Here is a 22,031-nt window from a genome sequence, read left to right on the forward strand (position 1 = left end):
TCACCACGCTAAAAGCCATAAGTTATAACTGTGGCTATCGGTTTTATCATTCAGTGACACGCGCCGCAATGTCTAAAACTTATGACCCGGGAAATGTGCCCGCCGTCACACAATACATTCTGCCAGCGGGCTGTCACAAAACCGACAAAATCGCTGTCAGGTGATGCGTTTGGCCCGGCTAACCTTCGTCCATTCCGGATTCGTGCAGCGTGGACATAATTGATGCGCCCCGGCCTGCAGAGACTCAACATGGCCACAGCGTCGGCAGGCGTAGTCACCGACTTCCGGTATCGTCATAAAACGTTCTACAAATTCATCCGGCAATATGCACAATCCGGGTTTAACCTGGTCATCATCGTAAAAATAGACGCTTATCTGCCCGTTGGTCTCCATAATGGCAAGCTTAACCTGCCCAAGCTGCTCGACGCCGCTCACCCGCAGTTCCATAAAGAACTCAAACTCGGTCATATTGGCGCGCTTTACTTTTTCCCAAGCCAGTTTGCCCTCTTCGACAATGGCGACCGGTTTGCCCTCAAGCAGATCTTCCAGCTTTTCACTTTTCGACATCAGCCACATCACCAGCCGGTAGAGCAACGCCAGGGTGATGAAAACAACAAAGACGGGAATCATCGGCACATCGTCATAAAACGCCACGTCCCCCGCCGCCGACCCTAGGGTCAAAATGATTAACACTTCGAAGAGCGACATCTGACGCACGCCGCGTCGTCCGGTAAGTTTGAGGAACAGGAAAACCAGTACAAAGGTATAGAGACTTCGCAGCGCTACCTCGCCTAAAAACTCAACGGGTACTTTATCAAAGGCCATTCGTTGAAGATCGAATGCTTTCATTTTTATATTCCTTTACAGTAGGTTACTGGATATAAGCATAGCCCAGCCTTTTATTTTCGCCGAAACCGCCGGGAAGATAGCGCCTGTCATGCAAAACCCGTATCATTGCGCGCTTTCCGTACGATATAAGTGATCGCCATGACTCAAACGTTTATCCCCGGCAAAGACGCCGCCCTGGAAGATTCCATCGCTCGCTTCCAGCAAAAACTGACCGACCTGGGTTTTAACATCGAAGAAGCCTCCTGGCTCAACCCGGTTCCCCACGTCTGGTCCGTGCATATTCGCGATAAAGAGTGCGCGCTGTGCTTTACCAACGGTAAAGGCGCGACCAAAAAAGCGGCGCTGGCCTCTGCGCTGGGTGAGTATTTTGAGCGTCTGTCTACCAACTATTTCTTTGCTGATTTCTGGCTGGGCGAGACCGTGGCGAATGGCCCGTTTGTTCACTATCCGAATGAAAAATGGTTCCCGCTGACCGAAGATGACGAACTGCCGGAAGGGATCCTCGACGATCGCCTGCGCGCGTTCTACGATCTGGACAATCAGCTGACCGCCAGCATGCTGATCGATCTGCAGTCAGGTAATGAAGATCGCGGTATCTGCGCCCTGCCGTTTACCCGTCAGTCTGACGAGCAAACCGTCTACATTCCGATGAACATCGTTGGTAACCTCTATGTCTCCAACGGCATGTCCGCGGGTAACACCCGCAACGAAGCGCGCGTACAAGGCCTGTCCGAGGTCTTTGAGCGCCATATCAAAAACCGCATTATTGCGGAATCCATCAGCCTGCCGGAGATCCCGGCTGACGTGCTGGCCCGCTACCCGGGCGTGGTGGAGTCCATTGCCAAACTGGAAGCCGAAGGTTTCCCAATCTTTGCCTATGACGGCTCTCTGGGCGGTAAATACCCGGTGATCTGCGTAGTGCTGTTCAACCCGGCGAACGGTACCTGCTTCGCCTCCTTCGGCGCGCACCCGGACTTTGGCGTGGCGCTGGAGCGTACCGTTACCGAGCTGCTGCAGGGTCGCAGCCTGAAAGATCTCGACGTCTTTACCCCGCCAACCTTCGATGATGAAGAAGTGGCTGAGCATGCCAACCTGGAGACGCACTTCATCGACTCCAGCGGCTCTATCTCCTGGGATATGTTCAAGCAGGACGCGGATTATCCGTTTGTTGACTGGAGCTTCTCCGGGACCACGGAAGAAGAGTTCGCCACGCTGATGGCTATCTTCACTGCCGAAGGGCAGGAAGTGTACATCGCCGATTATGAACACCTGGGCGTCTACGCCTGCCGTATTCTGGTGCCGGGTATGTCCGACATCTATCCGGTGGAAGATCTGTGGCTGGCCAATAACAGCATGGGTAGCCACCTGCGCGAAACCCTGCTGGCGCTGCCAGAGAGCGCATGGGAGAAAGAGGACTACCTGAACCTCATTACTCAGCTGGACGACGAAGGCCACGATGACTTTACCCGCGTACGCGAGCTGCTGGGCCTGGCAACGGGTAAAGACAATGGCTGGTACACCCTGCGTATTGGCGAGCTGAAGGCGATGCTGGCGCTGGCAGGCGGCGATCTGGAACAGGCACTGATCTGGACCGAATGGACCATCGAATTCAACGCCTCGGTATACAGCGCAGAGCGTGCGAACTACTACCGTTGCCTGCAGACGCTGCTGTTGCTGGCGCAGGAAGAAGATCGTCAGCCGCTGCAGTATCTCAACGCCTTCACCCGTATGTACGGTGCCGAAGCGGTAGAGAACGCCAGCGCGGCCCTGAGCGGCGAAGCGCCGTTCTATGGCCTGCAGGCCGTGGACAGCGATCTGAAAGCCTTCCCTGCTCACCAGTCCTTGCTGAAGGCCTATGAGAAACTGCAGAAAGCCAAAAGCGCGTACTGGGCTAAATAACGTTACATACCATTACAAACAGTAGGCGAATACAATCGCCTACGTTATATTACGGGGCAATTTTATTGCCCCGTTTTTTATTTGCGCGGTAATAAATTTTAGTTGTAATAATAAAGTTAAATATTGGTAGCTATAATAATTCCAGCTTGCCGAGTATTGTTACTATTTATATGAAATACTCCATTTTAATTAACTGTCCGGGAGAGGGTCAGGAGAAAAAAATCAACTCATTTTGTAACTTTTAAAATTTATTTTTATCAGGATAATCAAGAACTTAATCCGCATTTGCTATAAAACCACGCAGTTTGCGGGCCTATAAGCCAGGCGAGATATGATCTACATCAATTTCTCTTCTATAATGCTTTGTTAGTATCTCGTCGCCGACTTAATAAAGAGAGAGTTAGTGTGAAAGCTGACAACCCTTTTGATCTTTTACTCCCAGCTGCGATGGCAAAAGTTGCCGAAGAAGCGGGTGTCTATAAAGCAACAAAACAACCGATGACGACGTTCTTCCTGGCGATTACCGCTGGCGTGTTCATCTCCATCGCTTTTGTTTTCTATATCACTGCCACTACCGGTACCGCCGCAATGCCTTTCGGTATTGCCAAGCTGATTGGTGGCATCTGTTTCTCGCTGGGTCTGATTCTCTGCGTCATCTGCGGCGCCGATCTTTTTACCTCGACGGTACTCATCGTCGTGGCGAAAGCCAGCGGCAGAATCACCTGGGGTCAACTGGCCAAAAACTGGATTAACGTTTATATCGGTAACCTGATTGGATGTTTACTGTTTGTCCTGTTGATGTGGTTGTCCGGGGAGTATATGACAGCCAACGGCGGCTGGGGTCTGAATGTCCTGCAAACCGCCGACCATAAAATGCACCACACATTTATTGAAGCCGTTGCCCTTGGCATCCTGGCGAACCTGATGGTCTGCCTGGCCGTCTGGATGAGTTACTCCGGCCGCAGCCTGATGGACAAAGCCATGATTATGGTACTGCCCGTCGCCATGTTCGTCGCCAGCGGCTTTGAACACAGCATTGCAAACATGTTTATGATTCCTTTCGGTATCGTAATCCGTGACTTTGCCAGCCCGGAGTTCTGGACCGCTGTTGGTTCAAGCCCGGAGAATTTCTCTCACCTGACCGTTATGAACTTCATTACTGATAACCTGATCCCAGTCACAATCGGGAACATTATCGGCGGTGGTCTGCTGGTTGGGTTGACATACTGGGTCATTTACCTGCGTGGCGATAACCATCATTAACGGTTGTCTCAGGCAGTAAATAAAAAATCCACTTAAGAAGGTAGGTGTTACATGTCCGAACTTAATGAAAAGTTAGCCACAGCATGGGAAGGTTTTGCCAAAGGTGATTGGCAGAATGAAGTCAACGTTCGTGACTTCATCCAGAAAAACTACACCCCATATGAAGGTGACGAATCCTTCCTGGCCGGTGCCACCGACGCAACCACTGCCCTGTGGGATAGCGTTATGGAAGGCGTTAAGCAGGAAAACCGCACTCACGCGCCTGTTGATTTCGACACCTCCATCGCGTCCACCATCACTTCTCACGACGCGGGTTATATCAACAAGTCCCTCGAGAAGATTGTTGGTCTGCAAACTGAAGCGCCACTGAAACGTGCGATTATCCCGTTCGGTGGTATCAAAATGGTTGAAGGTTCCTGCAAAGCGTACAATCGCGAGCTGGACCCAATGCTGAAAAAAATCTTCACCGAATACCGCAAAACCCACAACCAAGGCGTGTTTGACGTATACACCAAAGACATCCTGAACTGCCGTAAATCTGGCGTCCTGACCGGCCTGCCAGATGCGTATGGCCGTGGCCGTATCATCGGTGACTACCGTCGCGTTGCGCTGTACGGTATCGACTTCCTGATGAAAGACAAATACGCCCAGTTCCAGTCTCTGCAGTCTGACCTGGAGAATGGCGTAAACCTGGAAGCCACTATCCGTCTGCGTGAAGAAATCGCTGAACAGCACCGTGCGCTGGGTCAGATCAAAGAGATGGCAGCGAAATACGGTTGCGATATCTCCGGCCCTGCAACCAACGCTCAGGAAGCGATCCAGTGGACCTACTTCGGTTACCTGGCTGCTGTTAAGTCTCAGAACGGTGCAGCAATGTCCTTCGGTCGTGTATCCACCTTCCTGGATGCGTACATCGAACGTGACCTGAAAGCAGGCAAAATCACTGAACAAGACGCTCAGGAAATGATTGACCACCTGGTCATGAAACTGCGTATGGTTCGCTTCCTGCGTACCCCAGAATATGATGAGCTGTTCTCTGGTGACCCAATCTGGGCAACGGAATCCATCGGTGGTATGGGCGTAGATGGCCGTACTCTGGTAACCAAAAACAGCTTCCGCTTCCTGAACACCCTGTACACCATGGGTCCTTCTCCGGAGCCGAACATCACCGTTCTGTGGTCTGAAAAACTGCCACTGAACTTCAAGAAATTTGCCGCTAAAGTCTCCATCGATACCTCTTCTCTGCAGTATGAGAACGATGACCTGATGCGTCCTGACTTCAACAACGATGACTACGCTATCGCTTGCTGCGTAAGCCCAATGGTTGTTGGTAAACAAATGCAGTTCTTCGGTGCGCGTGCAAACCTGGCGAAAACCATGCTGTACGCAATCAACGGCGGCGTTGATGAAAAACTGAAAATGCAGGTTGGTCCTAAATCTGAGCCGATCAAAGGCGACGTGCTGAACTATGACGAAGTCATGGATCGCATGGATCACTTCATGGACTGGCTGGCTAAACAGTACGTCACCGCGCTGAACGTTATTCACTATATGCACGACAAGTACAGCTACGAAGCCTCTCTGATGGCGCTGCACGACCGTGACGTAGTGCGCACCATGGCATGTGGTATCGCAGGTCTGTCCGTTGCGGCTGACTCCCTGTCTGCTATCAAATATGCGAAAGTTAAACCAATTCGTGACGAAGATGGTCTGGCTATCGACTTCGAAATCGAAGGCGAATACCCGCAGTTTGGTAACAACGACGCTCGCGTTGATGACATGGCGGTTGACCTGGTAGAACGTTTCATGAAGAAAATTCAGAAACTCACTACCTACCGTAACGCTATCCCGACTCAGTCTGTTCTGACCATCACCTCTAACGTTGTGTATGGTAAGAAAACCGGTAACACCCCAGACGGACGTCGTGCTGGCGCGCCATTCGGACCAGGTGCTAACCCAATGCACGGCCGTGACCAGAAAGGTGCTGTTGCCTCTCTGACCTCCGTAGCAAAACTGCCGTTTGCTTACGCTAAAGATGGTATCTCTTACACCTTCTCTATCGTTCCAAATGCGCTGGGTAAAGATGACGAAGTGCGTAAAACCAACCTCGCGGGTCTGATGGACGGTTACTTCCATCATGAAGCGACCATCGAAGGTGGTCAGCACCTGAACGTGAACGTCATGAACCGTGAAATGCTGCTCGACGCGATGGAACACCCTGAGAAATATCCTCAGCTGACCATCCGTGTATCTGGCTACGCAGTACGTTTTAACTCGCTGACTAAAGAGCAGCAGAAAGACGTTATTACCCGTACTTTCACTCAGTCCATGTAAGTGGATTTGACTGAAATCGCGCAGTAAAAGGCGTACAATAAAGGCTCCACGCAAGTGGGGCCTTTTTAACACCTCCCGCTCCGTAGTCTCTTTTGCCCGCTATCTATAATGAATGGATAACAGCCAAAACAGACTCGACACAGCCTCCGAGTTGTGCACATAAACAGGCCCCGGAAGGGCCGAACCTGGAGATATCACCGCAATGTCAACTATTGGTCGCATCCACTCCTTTGAGTCCTGTGGCACCGTCGATGGCCCGGGCATCCGTTTTATTACCTTCTTCCAGGGCTGCCTGATGCGCTGCATGTATTGCCATAACCGCGATACATGGGATACCCACGGCGGCAAAGAGGTCACCGTTGAAGAATTAATGAAAGAAGTGGTGACCTATCGCCACTTTATGAACGCCTCTGGCGGCGGCGTAACCGCATCCGGCGGGGAAGCGATCCTGCAGGCCGAGTTTGTGCGCGACTGGTTCCGCGCCTGCCGTAAAGAGGGTATTCATACCTGTCTGGATACCAACGGCTTTGTTCGTCGCTACGATCCGGTGATCGATGAACTGCTGGAAGTCACCGATCTAGTGATGCTCGACCTTAAGCAGATGAATGATGAAATCCACCAGAACCTGGTGGGGGTCTCCAACCACCGCACTCTGGAGTTCGCAAAATACATCTCCGCCAAAGGCATCAAAACCTGGATCCGTTATGTCGTCGTTCCAGGCTGGTCAGATGATGATGACTCTGCCCACCGCCTGGGTGAGTTCACGCGCGATATGGGTAATGTCGAGAAAATTGAATTGCTGCCGTATCACGAGCTGGGCAAACATAAATGGGTGGCGATGGGCGAAGAATACAAACTTGATGGCGTGAAGCCGCCGAAGAAAGAGACCATGGAACGCGTGAAAGGCATTCTGGAGCAGTACGGTCACAAGGTCATGTATTAACAAAACGCCCGGTCTTTACCGGGCGTTCTATTTATTAGTCAAAGACACCATTAATAATGGTCGTCACAATTGCCGTACTCAGCGCAATTAAGACCAGATCCTTGCCGACTACCCGCCATTCATAACCAGGGTAAGAAGGCAATTGACCTAACATTGAAGCCGGTACGGTCTTTTTCGCAATTCCCGGCGGCAGCGGTTTACCGCGGGCGAGGTTTTTCGCAATCCCCGGCGGCAGTGAGTCATAACCTGTTAAACCATAGTTTAACGCCAGATGACGGGCATGATCGTAACTGACACGTGCATCCACATCCTCTCTTACGCTTTTATTTGATTTGCCGGAAGTGTGGTTACCGTTATTTTGTTTATTACCATGATTATCGGAATTCCCCTTCCCGGAATTTCCGTTCCCATGATTACCGCTATTACCTTGCCCACCGCCATTGCCGTGGCCATTTCCATTCCCATTGCCTGGATTAGCCATAACAGGTGCAGTTGCAAATGATAAAGACAACACTACTGCCAGCGCGGTAGTGGTAAAACGACGAGTAGACATGATCGCTGCCTTTTAGTGGTAGAACGCATCTGAATTATCGCCTGGCATGATAAACAAACAATGCGTAAAACTCTTAGATGTGACAGAGACAAAAAAGCCTGTCATCGACAGGCTTTTATTTGTTCAGGCATGCGCCACTGGCGTCGGGTGTTCGCCCGCTTTGCGCAGCAACATTAAGAGATAAATAAACGACACACTGGCGATCATAATAAACAGCAGATTGTCAGAATAATTCTGCATCAGCATGGCGGTAAAGGTCGGCCCCAGCAAACTGCCGATGGTGTAACTCAGCAGCAGCGCCTGGTTCATCGCCACCAGCTGATGATGCTCCACTTTCTCACAGGCCCAGGCCATCGCCACCGGATAGAGGGTAAAGCCCGCCGCGCCCAGAATAAACAGTGCAGGCGCCATGGCGGCATTACTGAGCATGGCAAAGCACCCCATGATCACCACGAAGACCTGAACGCGCAGCACCAGCAGGCGCCCAAAGCGGTCGGCAAGACGCCCCACCGGCCACTGTCCAACAATCCCGGCGCTAACCATCACCGCCATCCAGAAACCGATACCGGAATCACTCACCCCCTGATGGTTGAGATAGAGCGGCATCAAGCCATACAGCGAGCCCAGTACAATCCCGGAGATGATGCAGCCATTAACGCCCAGACGCGCCTGGCGCAGTCTCAGCATCGGCCAGACGTGGGTCGCTTCCTGGTGCTCGCTGCTCTGATTCACAATGCGCGTAAAGAGCAGCGGCAGAATAGCGGCCAGCACCATACCGGTGACCCACGGCAGGACGCTCATCAGGTCGGTTGGCAGCTTGCTGACCATCAGCTGACCCAGGACTGTCCCGACGTAATAGACCATCATATAGGCCGCCAGCAGACGCCCACGGTTGCGGGAGGTGCCGCTGCACATCAGGGCGCTTTCCACGACCACCCAGATCATGGCGCAGCCTACGCCGGCAATAAAGCGCCAGACCATCCAGCTCCAGAAGCCAACCATCAGCCCCAGCCCGGCACAGCCGGCAGCAAAAATAAGCGACGCCAGATAATAGCTGCGGTTAAAGCCAAAGCGTTTGATCAGGCTTCCCGTCATTAATGTTCCCAGCAGGTTGCCGGTAAAAAAGGACGAGCTGACCATGCCAACCTGCCAGGTCGGTAAATTTTCATGGGCGAGCCACAGCGGGACGAGCGTATTTAACACCGCGATCGCGAGGGTCAGCAAAAGCAGGCCACAGAGCAACAGGAGCACTGGCCGGGTATAGGTCGACATGGATTAAAAACCGTGAGGAAGTTCAGATTTCGTGCGCATCATGCCACTGGCAAAAACAAAGTCAATCCACCCTCTTGAGCCGCAAGCACGATATGATCCTCGTCGATTGAAAAAACTCATCCTGCTAATGGAATGGCGGCTATCAATAATATTTATGTGTTTGTTTTTGTTTATATAGAGACAAAATTGAAGCCAAACGACAGTAGAAAAATTTCATGATCGAAAATAAAAAAAACCGGGCACTAAGTCCCGGCTTTCTATAACAAAGATTAGCGTTAACTGGCGACAGCCATTCCAACAGTCATATGCAGACCGTAGAATACGCCGCGACCCAGTAATTCGCCCGCCAGCACCAGCACAAATGCCAGCGACAACAACGGTAACGCAGGCTGATAGCCTTTAAGCTGCGGCACAATCCAGCAGGCCAGCGCGGCCGCTAACAGCACCACGCGCCAGGCCATCAGCGAGCCGTAATCCGGCACCAGAGCTGACGCCTGCTGAATGGAGCTGCTGATGGTTGCCAGCTCCGCCCCCTGCATCAGGGCAACGAGGGCGCTCACCACCAGCGCCAGCAGGGAGACGGCAGGCAATAAACGCATGGCCCAGCCATCCACACCCGCCACGCGCAGCAGCAGGAAACCGAGCAGCGGCCCGCCGATAAACATCGTCAGGAAGAAGCTCATTGGGGTCCAGACGCTGTACCAGGTAGACACGGTGTCGATTGTGTTATAGACCCGAACCATCATCCAGACGAACACCACACCCAGCACCATCGTGACAATCAGCCACAGGCTACGCAGCCCGGCAGGCAGTTTCTTCATTGCGGCGAGCAGCCAGCCCAGACCACCAACAGCAAAGAAGATCGCCCCGCTGGCGATCTCATTACTGAGTGACGAAGCACCCACGCGGTTGAGGGAGTTGAACGCGCGCATCGGTGAGCCCAGATGCAGCGTAGAGGCGATAAAGCCGATCCCCATCAGCACCCACAGGCCAAACATGCTCAGCACCAGACGTTGCTGTTGTTCAGAATTCAGATCACCTTTTAACAGCGCCAGCGCGAGCACAATAAAACCACCCGCCACACATTGTCCGAAGACGGTAAAAATCATTAACGGCCATTCATGCCATCCGCTTCCCATCTCACACCTCCTTTGGATTGGCCAGATAGCCGGTGGTATCACCCGTTGGTCGGCTGTTGGCATTGGGTTTAATGACGATACTCGGCTTCGTAAAGTGTGCCGACGGCAGCGGCGCGACCGCAGCCAGCTTGCCGTACTTCTGGCGCAGCTCAGCAATCGGACCGAAATCCAGCGCCCGTAGCGGGCAGGATTCAACGCAAATCGGCTTATGGCCTTCAGCCACACGATCATGGCAGCCGTCGCACTTGGTCATATGACCTTTGGCGGCGTTGTACTGCGGCGCGCCGTACGGGCAGGCCATATGGCAATAACGACAGCCGATGCAGACATCTTCATTCACCACGACAAAACCGTCGTCGCGCTTGTGCATCGCGCCGCTCGGGCACACCTTGGTACAAGCGGGATCTTCGCAGTGGTTGCAGGCAATGGAGAGATAGTAAGCAAAGACGTTCTGATGCCAGACGCCGTTATCCTCCTGCCAGTCGCCGCCCGCGTACTCGTAGATACGGCGGAAGCTGACATCTGGCGTCAGATCCTTATAGTCTTTACAGGCCAGCTCGCAGGTTTTACACCCGGTGCAGCGGCTGGAATCAATAAAAAATCCATACTGAGTGGTCATCGGCTACTCCTTACGCCTTTTCAACCTGAACAAGGTTACTGTGAGACGGATTGCCTTTCGCCAGCGGCGACGGGCGTTGCGTGGTGAGCACGTTAATGCAGCCAGCCTGATCGACGCGGTTGGCGTCCGGGTTGTACCAGGCGCCCTCACCTAGCGCGACGACGCCCGGCAGAATACGCGGCGTCACTTTGGCTTCAATGTGTACTTCGCCACGGCTGTTAAAGATCCGTACCCGGTCACCGTTGGCGATCCCGCGGGCATTAGCATCCAGCGGATTGATCCACATCTCCTGACGACAGGCCGCCTTAAGGACATCAACGTTGCCATAGGTAGAGTGCGTACGTGCTTTGTAGTGGAAGCCGGTCAACTGCAGCGGGAAGGTTTTGACCTGCGGATCGTCGTAGTTTTCGAAACCCGGGCTGTAAACCGGGAGTGGATCGATCACATCGTCTTTCTCGAGCTCCCACGTCGCGGCGATCTGCGCCAGTTCAGCGGAGTAGATCTCAATTTTGCCTGACGGGGTGGTCAGCGGATTGGCAACAGGATCGGCACGGAAGGCTTTATACGCCACGTGATGCCCTTCCGGGTCACGCTTTTTGAACATGCCTTGCTGGCGGAGTTCATCAAATGAAGGCAATTCCGGAATGGCTTCGCGGGACTGCTCGTACAGGTGGCGCATCCACCCTTCCTGGGTGCGCCCCTCGGTGAACTGTTGCTCAACGCCCATACGTTTCGCCAGCTCTGTGGTCATCTCATAGATGGTTTTGCAGCCGAAGCGCGGTTTGATCGCCTGGTCCGCAAAAATCACGTACGACATATTGCCGCAGGAGGCATCAAGGGCGAAGTCCATCTGTTCCGAGGCGGTACAGTCTGGCAGCAGGATATCGGCATACTTCGCCGAAGAGGTCATATGGCAGTCCACCACCACAATCAACTCGCATTTTTTGTCATCCTGCAGGATCTCATGGGTACGGTTGATCTGCGAATGCTGGTTGATCAGGCAGTTCCCGGCGTAGTTCCAGACCATCTTAATTGGCACGTCGAGTTTATCTTTGCCGCGTACCCCATCACGGGTGGCGGTCATTTCCGGGCCGCGCTCGATGGCATCGGTCCACATAAACATTGAGATGCTGGTCTTAACCGGGTTTTCCAGGGTCGGCATGCGTACAAACGGCAGTGAATATGAGCCTTCACGCGCGCCGCTGTTGCCACCGTTAATCCCCACGTTGCCGGTTAAAATTGCCAGCATGGCGATAGCGCGGGAGACCAGTTCACCATTCGCATGACGCTGCGGCCCCCAACCCTGAGAGATAAACGCGGGCTTCGCCCCGGCGATTTCACGTGCCAGTTTGATGATTCGCGCCTCAGGAATACCGGTGATGGCCGCAGCCCAGGCCGGAGTTTTGGCGATGCCGTCATTGCCCTGGCCGAGAATATAGGCTTTATAGTGGCCGTTCGCCGGTGCCCCTTCAGGAAGCGTTTTTTCGTCGTAGCCGACGCAATATTTATCGAGGAAAGGCTGGTCGACGAGGTTTTCAGTGATCATGACCCACGCCAGGGCAGAGATCAGCGCTGCATCGGTGCCGGGACGGATGGGGATCCACTCATCTTCGCGCCCTGCCCCGGTGTCGGTATAGCGCGGGTCAATGACGATCATCCGGGCTTGCGACTTTTCCCGGGCCTGTTCAACGTAGTACGTCACCCCGCCGCCGCTCATGCGCGTTTCGCCAGGGTTATTGCCGAACAGCACTACCAGCTTGCTGTTTTCGATATCCGACGGGCTGTTGCCATCTGCCCAGCCGCCGTAGGTGTAGTTCAGGCCAGCGGCAATCTGTGCGGTTGAGTAGTCACCGTAATGATTAAGATACCCCCCGCAGCAGTTCATCAGACGGGCGATCAGGGTTTTTCCCGGCGGCCAGGAGCGGGTCATGGTGCCGCCGAGGGTGCCGGTGCCGTAGTTCAGATAGATGGATTCGTTACCGTAATCCTTAATCAGACGCTGCATCGTACCGGCGATGGTATCAAAGGCCTCTTCCCAGCTGATGGGTTCGAATTTGCCTTCTCCGCGTTTACCCACGCGCTTCATCGGCTGCTTCAGGCGATCCGGATTGTAGACGCGGCGGCGCATCGAGCGGCCACGCAGGCAGGCGCGAACCTGATGTAATCCTTCGTAGTTATCATCCCCGGTATTGTCGGTTTCAACGTATTTAATTTCACCGTCAACGACATGCATGCGCAGCGGACAGCGGCTGCCGCAGTTCACCGTGCAGGCGCTCCAGACCACTTTCTCATCAGGTTTAACGGTCTCAGTGGCTTGTGCAGCCGATGCCAGACGTGAAAAAGGCAATGTGAATGCGCTACTGGCAACAGCCAGGCCGCCAATCGCCGTGGTTTTCATCAATCCACGTCGACTCACCTCAGCAGCCAGCAGAGCTTCAGGCGTTTTTATTTTCATAGATTCTCACTTTGGTTGCTCACAAAGTTCAAAGGTGCGGCAGTCACCGCTATATAGTTTTTTATGTAAGGATAGCGTGCGTTAGCAGACGTTTACGCTAACCAACTGTTTGGCAAGTATTACTACTTTAGAGGGAGGGGTTATTGCCTGACATCAAAAGCGGGGCATAAAAAAAGCGCCCGCAGGCGCTTTTTACTTAAAAACAAATCAACCGATGTACTGCTGGCCTTTCATGTACGGACGCAGCACTTCAGGGATTTCGATACGGCCATCGGCCTGCTGGTAGTTTTCCAGCACCGCGACCAGCGTGCGCCCCACTGCCAGGCCGGAGCCGTTCAGGGTGTGCACCAGGCGGGTTTTCTTGTCGGATTTACTGCGGCAGCGAGCCTGCATGCGGCGCGCCTGGAAATCACCTACGTTAGAGCAGGAGGAGATCTCACGGTAGGTGCCCTGCGCCGGTACCCATACTTCGAGGTCGAAGGTTTTGCAGGCGCCAAAGCCCATATCACCCGTACAGAGCGCCACGCGGCGGTACGGCAGACCCAGCAGCTCCAGCACTTTTTCCGCGTGACCGGTCATCTCTTCCAGCGCCGCCATGGACTCTTCCGGACGCACGATCTGTACCATCTCAACTTTGTCGAACTGGTGCATACGGATCAGACCGCGGGTATCACGGCCATAAGAGCCCGCTTCAGAACGGAAGCACGGAGAGTGTGCCGTCAGTTTGATCGGCAGGTCATCTTCGTCGAGGATTTCGTCACGCACGAGGTTGGTCAGCGGCACTTCTGCCGTTGGGATCAGCGCGTAGTTGCTGCTGTCTGCTTCTTCATCCAGCGGACGAGTATGGAACAGATCGCCGGCAAATTTCGGCAGCTGGCCGGTGCCGTACAGCGTATCGTGGTTAACCAGATACGGTACGTAGGTTTCGCTGTAGCCGTGCTGCTCGGTGTGCAGATCCAGCATGAACTGCGCCAGCGCGCGGTGCAGATGGGCGATCTGCCCTTTCATTACCACAAAGCGGGAACCGGTCAGCTTAACGGCAGCGGCAAAATCGAGCCCTGCATGCATTTCGCCCAGCGTAACGTGATCGCGAACTTCGAAGTCGAACTCGCGAGGCGTACCCCAGCGTTTCACTTCGACGTTGTCGTTTTCGTCTTTGCCGACAGGTACGCTGTCGTCAGGGATATTCGGGATCGCCAGCGCGATATCACGAATTTCGGCCTGAAGAAGATCCAGCTCAGCTTTCGCCTGATCCAGTTCTTCACCCAGCTTGTTCACTTCCAGGCGTAATGGCTCAATGTCTTCCCCGCGCGCTTTCGCCTGGCCGATGGATTTCGATCGAGAGTTACGCTCTGCCTGCAAGTTTTCGGTTTGTACCTGCAGAACTTTACGACGCTCTTCAAGAGCGCGCAGCTTATCTACATCCAGTTTAAAGCCCCGGCGTGCCAGTTTTTCAGCGACTGCGTCTGGCTCGTTACGCAGCAGATTGGGATCGAGCATGCTTATCCTGTGCTTATCGAATTAAAATAGGAAATGTGACCACAGCCTGCGGTCACGAAGATACAATTGCAAACATTACCGCAACGATAGCCCTAACGGTAGCGTTTTATAGGGCTATTTTGATCCTGTCCGGCAAGCCAGGCGAGCTTTTCGCCAATCTTACCCTCAAGGCCTCTGTTTGTCGGGTGATAGTAGCGTGTTTGTGCCATTTCCTGCGGGAAATACTCCTCCCCGGCAGCGTAGGCGTTGGGCTCGTCGTGGGCATAACGATACTCCTGACCGTAGCCCATCTCTTTCATCAGTTTGGTCGGCGCGTTGCGCAGGTGGACTGGAACATCGTAATCAGGACGTTCGCGGGCATCGGACATCGCCGCTTTGAAGGCGGTATAGACGGCATTACTTTTGGGTGCGCAGGCCAGATAGACAATGGCCTGGGCAATGGCGCGCTCGCCTTCAGCAGGCCCGACCCGGGTGAAGCAGTCCCAGGCGGAGAGTGCCACCTGCATGGCGCGCGGGTCGGCGTTACCGACATCTTCGGAGGCAATCGCCAGACAGCGGCGGGCAACGTACAGCGGGTCGCCCCCGGCAGTGATAATGCGCGCATACCAGTAAAGCGCGGCATCGGGCGCACTGCCGCGCACCGATTTGTGCAGCGCCGAGATCAGGTCGTAAAAACGATCGCCTTTATTATCGAAACGCGCGCTACGTTCACCGGCGATTTCGGTCAGCAGCGCCGGGAGTAAGACCCGTTTGCCGCTGTCGTCGGCTTCGGCCATATCGGCCATCATCTCCAGGGTATTCAGCGCCCGGCGCGCATCGCCATTAACCAGCTCGGCAATGGCGCGACGGGTCTCGTCAGGTAGGACGATATCCTGGCCGCCGTAGCCCCGGGCCTTGTCAGTCATCGCCTGGGTCAGCACCTGCTCAATATCTTCGGTGGTTAACGATTTCAGCAGATAGACGCGGGCGCGGGACAACAGCGCGGAGTTGAGTTCAAACGAGGGATTTTCCGTGGTGGCGCCGATAAAGGTAATGGTGCCGTCTTCAATATGCGGCAGGAAGGCATCCTGCTGGCTTTTGTTGAAGCGGTGGACTTCGTCAACAAACAGGATTGTGCGGCGACCGGCGTTACGGTTCTGCCGGGCACGCTCGATGGCTTCACGGATCTCTTTCACGCCGGAGGTAACGGCGGAGATGCGCTCGACATCTGCATCAGCATAGCGGGCGATCACTTCCGCCAGGGTCGTTTTACCGGTGCCCGGTGGCCCCCAGAGGATCATCGAGTGCAGATGCCCGGCTTCAATGGCGCGCGGCAAGGGCTTGCCCGCGGCCAGCAGATGCTGCTGGCCGATATACTGCGCTAAATTTTCTGGCCGCATACGGGCGGCCAGAGGTTGAAACGCATTATCTGAAAAATCGAGCGACAGGTTGCTCACTCACGCCTCTTACTTATTACGTTGATCGTCCACCGTTACGCCCTTCGGCGGGGTAAAGGTAAATTTCGATGCATCGACCGCACCGTTCTGCTGGGATTTCAGCTGATAGCTGCTGCGCTGATCGTCCTGCTCAACGGCGCTGAATTGGTTAATGGTACCGTTGCTGCTCACGTTGATGGTGAACTGCTTCAGGTTGCCAGTGCTGCCTTTCGGCGTCAGCACGAACTCATCGCCGGTCTGTTTGATGTTGTACTGCTGCCAGTCGCTGGACTGGTTACGGGCAATCAGCATAAACGGCGTGTTGCTGGTCGCATCTTTCAGCCAGGTGGCGGTGGCCTGCTCAACAAACGGGTTAAAGAACCACAGGGTTTTGCCGTCAGAGACAAGGATACTTTCGTCCGGCTGGGTCATATGCCAGTTGAACAGATTCGGACGTTTAACCCACAAGTCACCCTGGCCTTCCTGCACCGCGTTGCCGCTGCCGTCGGTCACTTTCTGCGTGAAGCTGGCATGGAAACTGCTCACTTTATCCAGGCGGCTCTTCAGGTCGCTGGCGGCATCAGCCCAGACGCTGCTTGCCACAAAGCCAGTGAGTAATGCACAGGTGATTGCGATTTTTTTCATTGTTCATCCTTACAAAGCGTCTTCCCGAAATGGGGGTTTCTGTCACTATTCTGGACCTGCCCGCAGGCAGGCGACAGAAGAAAATGCTTAATTTTTGCTGCTTTACCCATCTTTGCAATCGAGGCCGTTACTCAAACGGTGGCGGGGCCAGCACTTCACGGTTGCCGTTATGTCCCTGCTCGCTAACGATGCCCTGCGCTTCCATCTGCTCGATAATGCGCGCCGCGCGGTTATAGCCGATGCGGAACTGGCGCTGTACGCCGGAGATGGAGGCTTTACGTTTCTCGGTAACGAAGTTAACCGCCTGATCGAACAATGGATCCAGCTCTTCGCCGCCGTCAAAGCCGCCACCGCCGCCGCCTTCGCTTTCGCTGTCAGAGGTGATGCCTTCGACATATTGCGGACGACCGCGCGCTTTCCAGTCCTGCACCACGGCATGCACTTCCTGGTCACGAACAAACGCGCCGTGGACACGTACCGGGGAAGTCGAGTTCGGCCCCGAATAGAGCATATCCCCCATGCCGAGCAGCGATTCCGCGCCCCCCTGGTCAAGGATGGTACGGGAGTCGATTTTGCTCGACACGGTAAAGGCGATGCGAGTCGGGATGTTGGCTTTAATCAGGCCGGTGATCACATCCACCGATGGACGCTGGGTCGCCAGCACCAGATGGATCCCTGCCGCACGGGCTTTTTGCGCCAGGCGGGCGATCAGCTCTTCCACTTTCTTACCGACGGTCATCATCAGGTCGGCAAATTCATCCACCAGCACCACGATATACGGCAGCTTTTCCAGTACCGGATGTTCGGCATCCATGCTGTCGCCCGGTTTCCAGTACGGATCCGGAATTGGGCGTCCCATCTTCGCCGCTTCGGCAATGATGTCGTTATAACCGGCGAGGTTACGCACGCCCAGCGCAGACATCAGCTTGTAGCGACGCTCCATCTCGTTGACGCTCCAGCGCAGGGCGTTGGCAGCGTCTTTCATGTCGGTCACGACTTCGGTCAGCAGATGCGGGATGCCTTCATAGACTGACAGCTCCAGCATTTTCGGGTCGATCATGATGAAACGCACATCTTCCGGCTGCGCTTTATAGAGCATGCTGAGGATCATGGCGTTCACGCCGACAGATTTACCGGAACCGGTGGTACCCGCCACCAGCAGGTGCGGCATTTTAGCCAGATCGGCCACAACCGGCTCACCCGCGATGTCTTTACCCAGCACCACGCTCAGTGGCGACGGGTTATCGCGGAACTTGGCGTTATCAAGCACTTCACGCAGGTAAACGGTCTGGCGTTTTTTGTTCGGCAGCTCCAGACCCACATAGGGTTTGCCTGGGATCACCTCAACCACGCGCACAGCCACGGTCGACAGCGAACGCGCCAGGTCACGGGAGAGATTGGAAATACGCGCGGCTTTAACACCCGGCGCCAGGTTCAGCTCGAAGCGGGTGATGACCGGGCCCGGGGAATAGTTCACCACATCCGCTTTAATACGGAAGTCGGCCAGACGCGCTTCAACCAGACGAGCCATCTGCTCCAGGGCAAAGGTATCGACCGGCTCCACTTCCGTTGGTGGCGGCGTTAACAGATCCAGCGACGGCAGCGGCGTAGTAGGCTTTTGCAGTGGGCGGCTGTCGCCATTGCGCATCAACAGCGGATGGATCAGGCTCTGCTGAGGCTGAGCAGCTGGCTGCTGTGGCTGCACTGGTTGCTGCGGTTGTGCATACTGCTGTGGCTGCGCGGGCTGCTGCGGCTGCACGGACTGCTGAGGCTGTGCATACTGCTGCGGCTGAACAGGCTGCTGCGGTTGCGCATACTGCTGCGGCTGAACAGGCTGCTGCGGTTGCGCATACTGCTGCGGCTGAACAGGCTGCTGAGGCTGCGCATACTGCTGCGGCTGAACAGGCTGCTGAGGCTGCGCATACTGCTGCGGCTGAACAGGCTGCTGCGGTTGTGCATACTGCTGCGGCTGTGCAACATGTTGTGGCTGCACGGACTGCTGCGGCTGGGGCGGCGTAACCGGCTGACGCGGTGGCTCGGCTTCCGGCATCACGCCAGGCGTAAACAGCGGTTCACTCGGGGTATCATCCACCAGATCTTTCATTGGCGAGAATTCAAAGTCCGCCAGCGAGAAGGGGTTAGCCCCTGTCGGTTGCTCACCGGAATAACGCTGCTGCTGGGTGGCGGCGAACTGGCGAGCCAGCTCCGCTTCGGCGGCACTATCTTCGTCATCCTGCGTTTCAAAGGACTGTGGCTGGGCCTGATACTCATCACCACCGTACCGCTGCTGTTGCTGCTGAGCGAACTGGCGGGCCAGCTCCTCCTGCTGCTGCATTTCATCGGCATCAGCATCGTCGTCGTAGTGTTCATCATACTGCTGACGTCCGGCTTCACGCGCTTTCTCTTCGGCCATTCGTTGGGAAGGCAGCTTGATACCATACGAGGCCAGTTCACGGCGGGTCGGAACACGTACGCGGTTAGGACGCGGCAACTGCGGACCAATCCCCTCTTTTACCTGCGGACGCGGTGCGCCGCCGGTTGCCAGGCTGAATAACGGCGCGGCAGCGCTGGCCGCAGCGGCGCCTGCGCTTGTTGCCTGCTGTACGCTTGCGGCAACAGGAGCGACGGCGGAAGCGGGTTCCACAGCGGGAACCGGAATTGTCGGGGTTTCAGCGGCTTTAACCGGGGCTGGTTCTTGTGCCTCCTCGGGCACCGGCTGATACCATGCCGCAAGCTGTTCGCGCTCACGGGCACGTTTTTCTTCCACCTCTTCGAAATAGTAAAGCGGCGGACGGGACGGTTTCACCTCTTCAACCGGCGGCTCTTCGACAACCGGCGGGGTGACAACAGGCTCAGGCTGATAGACCGGCTCTGGCTGATAAACGGGTTCAGACTGATAAACAGGTTCAGGCTGATAAACGGGTTCAGACTGATAAACAGGCTGCTGCTGCGGCTCATACTGCGGCTGCGCGTAGACAGGTTCAGGCTGATAAGGCGGTTGCCACTCCTGCTGCGCGGCGGCGACATACTGCTCCGGCTCCGGCGCAGGGATCGGCGATGCAGGCGCAGCAAGTTCCGCTTGCCATTCAACCGCATGTTGCTGCAGCGGCATCTCTGGCACAGAAGGCGTCGGGGTGATCGGTTCAACCGGCGCAGCAAAGGCCTGGGTTGCCGTGGTTGCGGCGGCAGCGGCGGCAAGGGGCTCAGCTACTGAGTGACCGTTGAGCAGCGGATCGAACTCATCATAATCGGACGGCAGCGCACGATTACCGGAGAACAATACATCATCCGGATCGGCGGCAACGCCACGGGCACTATAAGCCACCTCTTCTTCGTCATCCATCCGTTTGCCGGAGAACAATGCCGCATCGGTTTTGCGGCCTAATGGATTGGCGAATTTCTCTGCCACACGCTTACGGCGCGCCAGCGCCCCGCGCATAATGCGGGCACGGCGAGATTCACGACGCTCAGCGCTCGGCTCAGCCTCTTCGTAGTCATCTTCGTACTCTTCGTCGTTAACCCAGGTATCGTCGCGACGGGTACGGTTGCTGGCAAAGGTCAGGATATTGAGGATCACGCTGCCAATTTTCTCGGCGATGGTGACCCAGGACCAGCCGGTAAACAGCGTCAGCCCCGCCCCCCAGACGCAGAGCAGCGCCAGAGTACCACCGCTGCTGTGCAGCATCGGCTGTAGCGCGGTGCTCAGCAGGCTGCCAATCACGCCGCCGGAGGCAAAATACCAGATGTCGTCGGCGTTAATCGCCGCCAGGCCGCAGGAGGTGAGGATCAGGGCAAGCGCACCAATCAGGCGCAGCGAGACAGCAAAATAGTCGATGTAATCATCGTTCTGGCGATGGCGCCAGGCAAACCAGCAGCCGCCAATAATAATGACGGGAAGGGTGTACGCCATTATGCCAAAGATAAAGAACAGCGTGTCCGCCAGCCATGCCCCCGGTACGCCGCCTAAATTATGGATAGGCTCATGCCATGCGGTTTGTGACCAGCTGGGATCGGAGGGATTAAAACTGAGTAAGGCTGCCATCAACCAGACGGCAAAAAGAGCAACAAGGATCAGTAACGCCTCAAGGAGTCGGCGTCCACTGCTGAGCTTGGTTAAATTGACTTCTTTGTCTTCGGTATATTCCTGGCTCAAAACAGGCTCTCCAGGTATCAGGCAATTCCTGCCTGCGTGCTAAACGGACAACAGTGCCGGGAAGCCCGACACTGTTGCTGTATGGATTACCAGGAGTGTAATCAAAGTACGCTGATAATGCACCTGTTCCGTGTTAGCGCGTCTTAATAACCAGACGATTGCTCTGTTTGACTTCTTCCATTACCACGTAGGTACGGGTGTCGTTCACACCAGGCAGTCGCAGCAGGGTTTCACCCAGCAGCTTACGGTAGGCGGACATATCAGGCACGCGGGTTTTCAACAGGTAGTCGAAATCACCGGAAACCAGATGACACTCCTGAATTTCTTCAAGTTTTTGTACGGCGGCATTAAATTGCTCAAACACATCCGGCGCACCACGATTCAGAGTAATCTCAACAAATACCAGAAGTGAGGCATCCAGATAATGCGGGTTCAGCAGCGCTGTATAGCCCTGAATAAAACCCTGTCTTTCCAGTCGGCGCACACGCTCAAGGCATGGCGTCGGGGAAAGTCCCACACGTTTTGAAAGCTCGACGTTGGAAATACGCCCATCCTTTTGCAATTCATTAAGAATGTTACGATCGATGCGGTCGAGATCTTTGCCAGGGCGCTTCTTGCTATCTACCATTATTATTGTCTCTCTGTATTCCTTCCCTAACTCCTGCCAGGACCCTGTGCACTTCACTGTTCAGAGTCTTTCCCCGCGGTTAATCGCATCGCCTGTTTTATAGTTTGCGCGATCCGATTGGGGTTATGTGGTATGAAGACCGTTGCCCAGAGGCGGCCATCAACATCACGTATGGCATCTGTCCACACCATGCGTAGATTTCGCTGACCCGGTAAAAATGGTGATTTTGTGCATGACTATGCGTTACACAAAGACCATTTTTTTTCTTCCTTGAATGTTTTCGCAAAAGCGCAGGGGATTGTCAAAGCAAAACATCGATTTTTAGTACAACATGTCGGATATTCATTACGTCCGGCGATTAATC

At 54.9% G+C, this 22,031-nt stretch carries 15 protein-coding genes; 4 read left to right on the forward strand and 11 right to left on the reverse strand.

What is annotated here, in order from left to right; genetic code table 11:
• Nucleotides 1-156 precede the first annotated feature (156 nt).
• Nucleotides 157-849 carry a DUF421 domain-containing protein gene (locus DVA44_RS16040; RefSeq protein ID WP_114387526.1) on the reverse strand — a complete coding sequence of 231 codons (693 nt, stop codon included), beginning with the start codon at nt 847-849 and terminating at the stop codon, nt 157-159.
• A 138-nt stretch (nt 850-987) separates the two neighbouring features.
• On the opposite strand from DVA44_RS16040, the gene ycaO reads away from it, so the two are divergent.
• The 4 genes from ycaO to pflA all read left to right on the forward strand — a co-directional run bounded on the left by ycaO (nt 988) and on the right by pflA (nt 7,288).
• Nucleotides 988-2,748 (forward strand): 30S ribosomal protein S12 methylthiotransferase accessory factor YcaO, encoded by a 1,761-nt coding sequence (gene ycaO, locus DVA44_RS16045; RefSeq protein ID WP_114387527.1) that lies wholly within the window; start codon nt 988-990, stop codon nt 2,746-2,748.
• Nucleotides 2,749-3,153: 405 nt separating this feature from the next.
• Nucleotides 3,154-4,011: a formate transporter FocA gene (focA, locus tag DVA44_RS16050; protein WP_139157106.1), complete on the forward strand. Its 858-nt coding sequence runs from the start codon at nt 3,154-3,156 to the stop codon at nt 4,009-4,011.
• A 51-nt stretch (nt 4,012-4,062) separates the two neighbouring features.
• Entirely contained in the window at nt 4,063-6,345 is a 2,283-nt protein-coding gene (gene pflB / locus DVA44_RS16055; RefSeq protein ID WP_103823382.1) for a formate C-acetyltransferase, read from the forward strand.
• Nucleotides 6,346-6,547: 202 nt separating this feature from the next.
• Nucleotides 6,548-7,288 (forward strand): pyruvate formate lyase 1-activating protein, encoded by a 741-nt coding sequence (pflA, locus tag DVA44_RS16060; RefSeq protein ID WP_114315454.1) that lies wholly within the window; start codon nt 6,548-6,550, stop codon nt 7,286-7,288.
• 34 nt (nt 7,289-7,322) lie between these two features.
• Here the strand turns inward: pflA and DVA44_RS16065 are convergent, their stop codons facing one another.
• From DVA44_RS16065 to lrp, 10 genes are all read right to left on the reverse strand, one after another.
• Nucleotides 7,323-7,841, reverse strand: coding sequence for an anti-virulence regulator CigR family protein (locus DVA44_RS16065; protein ID WP_114315455.1), 519 nt, complete (start codon nt 7,839-7,841; stop codon nt 7,323-7,325).
• 123 nt (nt 7,842-7,964) lie between these two features.
• Entirely contained in the window at nt 7,965-9,113 is a 1,149-nt protein-coding gene (locus DVA44_RS16070) for an MFS transporter (RefSeq protein ID WP_103178912.1), read from the reverse strand.
• A gap of 275 nt (nt 9,114-9,388) precedes the next feature.
• Nucleotides 9,389-10,252: a dimethyl sulfoxide reductase anchor subunit family protein gene (locus DVA44_RS16075; protein WP_114387528.1), complete on the reverse strand. Its 864-nt coding sequence runs from the start codon at nt 10,250-10,252 to the stop codon at nt 9,389-9,391.
• A gap of 1 nt (nt 10,253) precedes the next feature.
• On the reverse strand, nt 10,254-10,871 hold the full coding sequence (locus DVA44_RS16080) for a DMSO/selenate family reductase complex B subunit (RefSeq protein ID WP_039029496.1): 618 nt from the start codon (nt 10,869-10,871) through the stop codon (nt 10,254-10,256).
• Nucleotides 10,872-10,881: 10 nt separating this feature from the next.
• Nucleotides 10,882-13,326 carry a dimethylsulfoxide reductase subunit A gene (gene dmsA / locus DVA44_RS16085; protein ID WP_114387529.1) on the reverse strand — a complete coding sequence of 815 codons (2,445 nt, stop codon included), beginning with the start codon at nt 13,324-13,326 and terminating at the stop codon, nt 10,882-10,884.
• A 207-nt stretch (nt 13,327-13,533) separates the two neighbouring features.
• Nucleotides 13,534-14,826: a serine--tRNA ligase gene (gene serS, locus DVA44_RS16090; RefSeq protein WP_114387530.1), complete on the reverse strand. Its 1,293-nt coding sequence runs from the start codon at nt 14,824-14,826 to the stop codon at nt 13,534-13,536.
• 92 nt (nt 14,827-14,918) lie between these two features.
• Nucleotides 14,919-16,262: a replication-associated recombination protein RarA gene (gene rarA, locus DVA44_RS16095; RefSeq protein ID WP_114315459.1), complete on the reverse strand. Its 1,344-nt coding sequence runs from the start codon at nt 16,260-16,262 to the stop codon at nt 14,919-14,921.
• A 9-nt stretch (nt 16,263-16,271) separates the two neighbouring features.
• The gene (gene lolA / locus DVA44_RS16100; RefSeq protein WP_103823389.1) at nt 16,272-16,886 is read right to left on the reverse strand and encodes an outer membrane lipoprotein chaperone LolA; all 615 of its coding nucleotides are present in this window, start codon (nt 16,884-16,886) and stop codon (nt 16,272-16,274) included.
• 127 nt (nt 16,887-17,013) lie between these two features.
• Nucleotides 17,014-21,039 carry a DNA translocase FtsK 4TM domain-containing protein gene (locus tag DVA44_RS16105; protein ID WP_114387531.1) on the reverse strand — a complete coding sequence of 1,342 codons (4,026 nt, stop codon included), beginning with the start codon at nt 21,037-21,039 and terminating at the stop codon, nt 17,014-17,016.
• Between the two features lie 133 nt (nt 21,040-21,172).
• Nucleotides 21,173-21,667: a leucine-responsive transcriptional regulator Lrp gene (lrp, locus tag DVA44_RS16110; RefSeq protein ID WP_000228469.1), complete on the reverse strand. Its 495-nt coding sequence runs from the start codon at nt 21,665-21,667 to the stop codon at nt 21,173-21,175.
• Nucleotides 21,668-22,031 lie beyond the last annotated feature (364 nt).

Source organism: Leclercia sp. W17, assembly GCF_003336325.1.
GTDB lineage: Bacteria > Pseudomonadota > Gammaproteobacteria > Enterobacterales > Enterobacteriaceae > Enterobacter.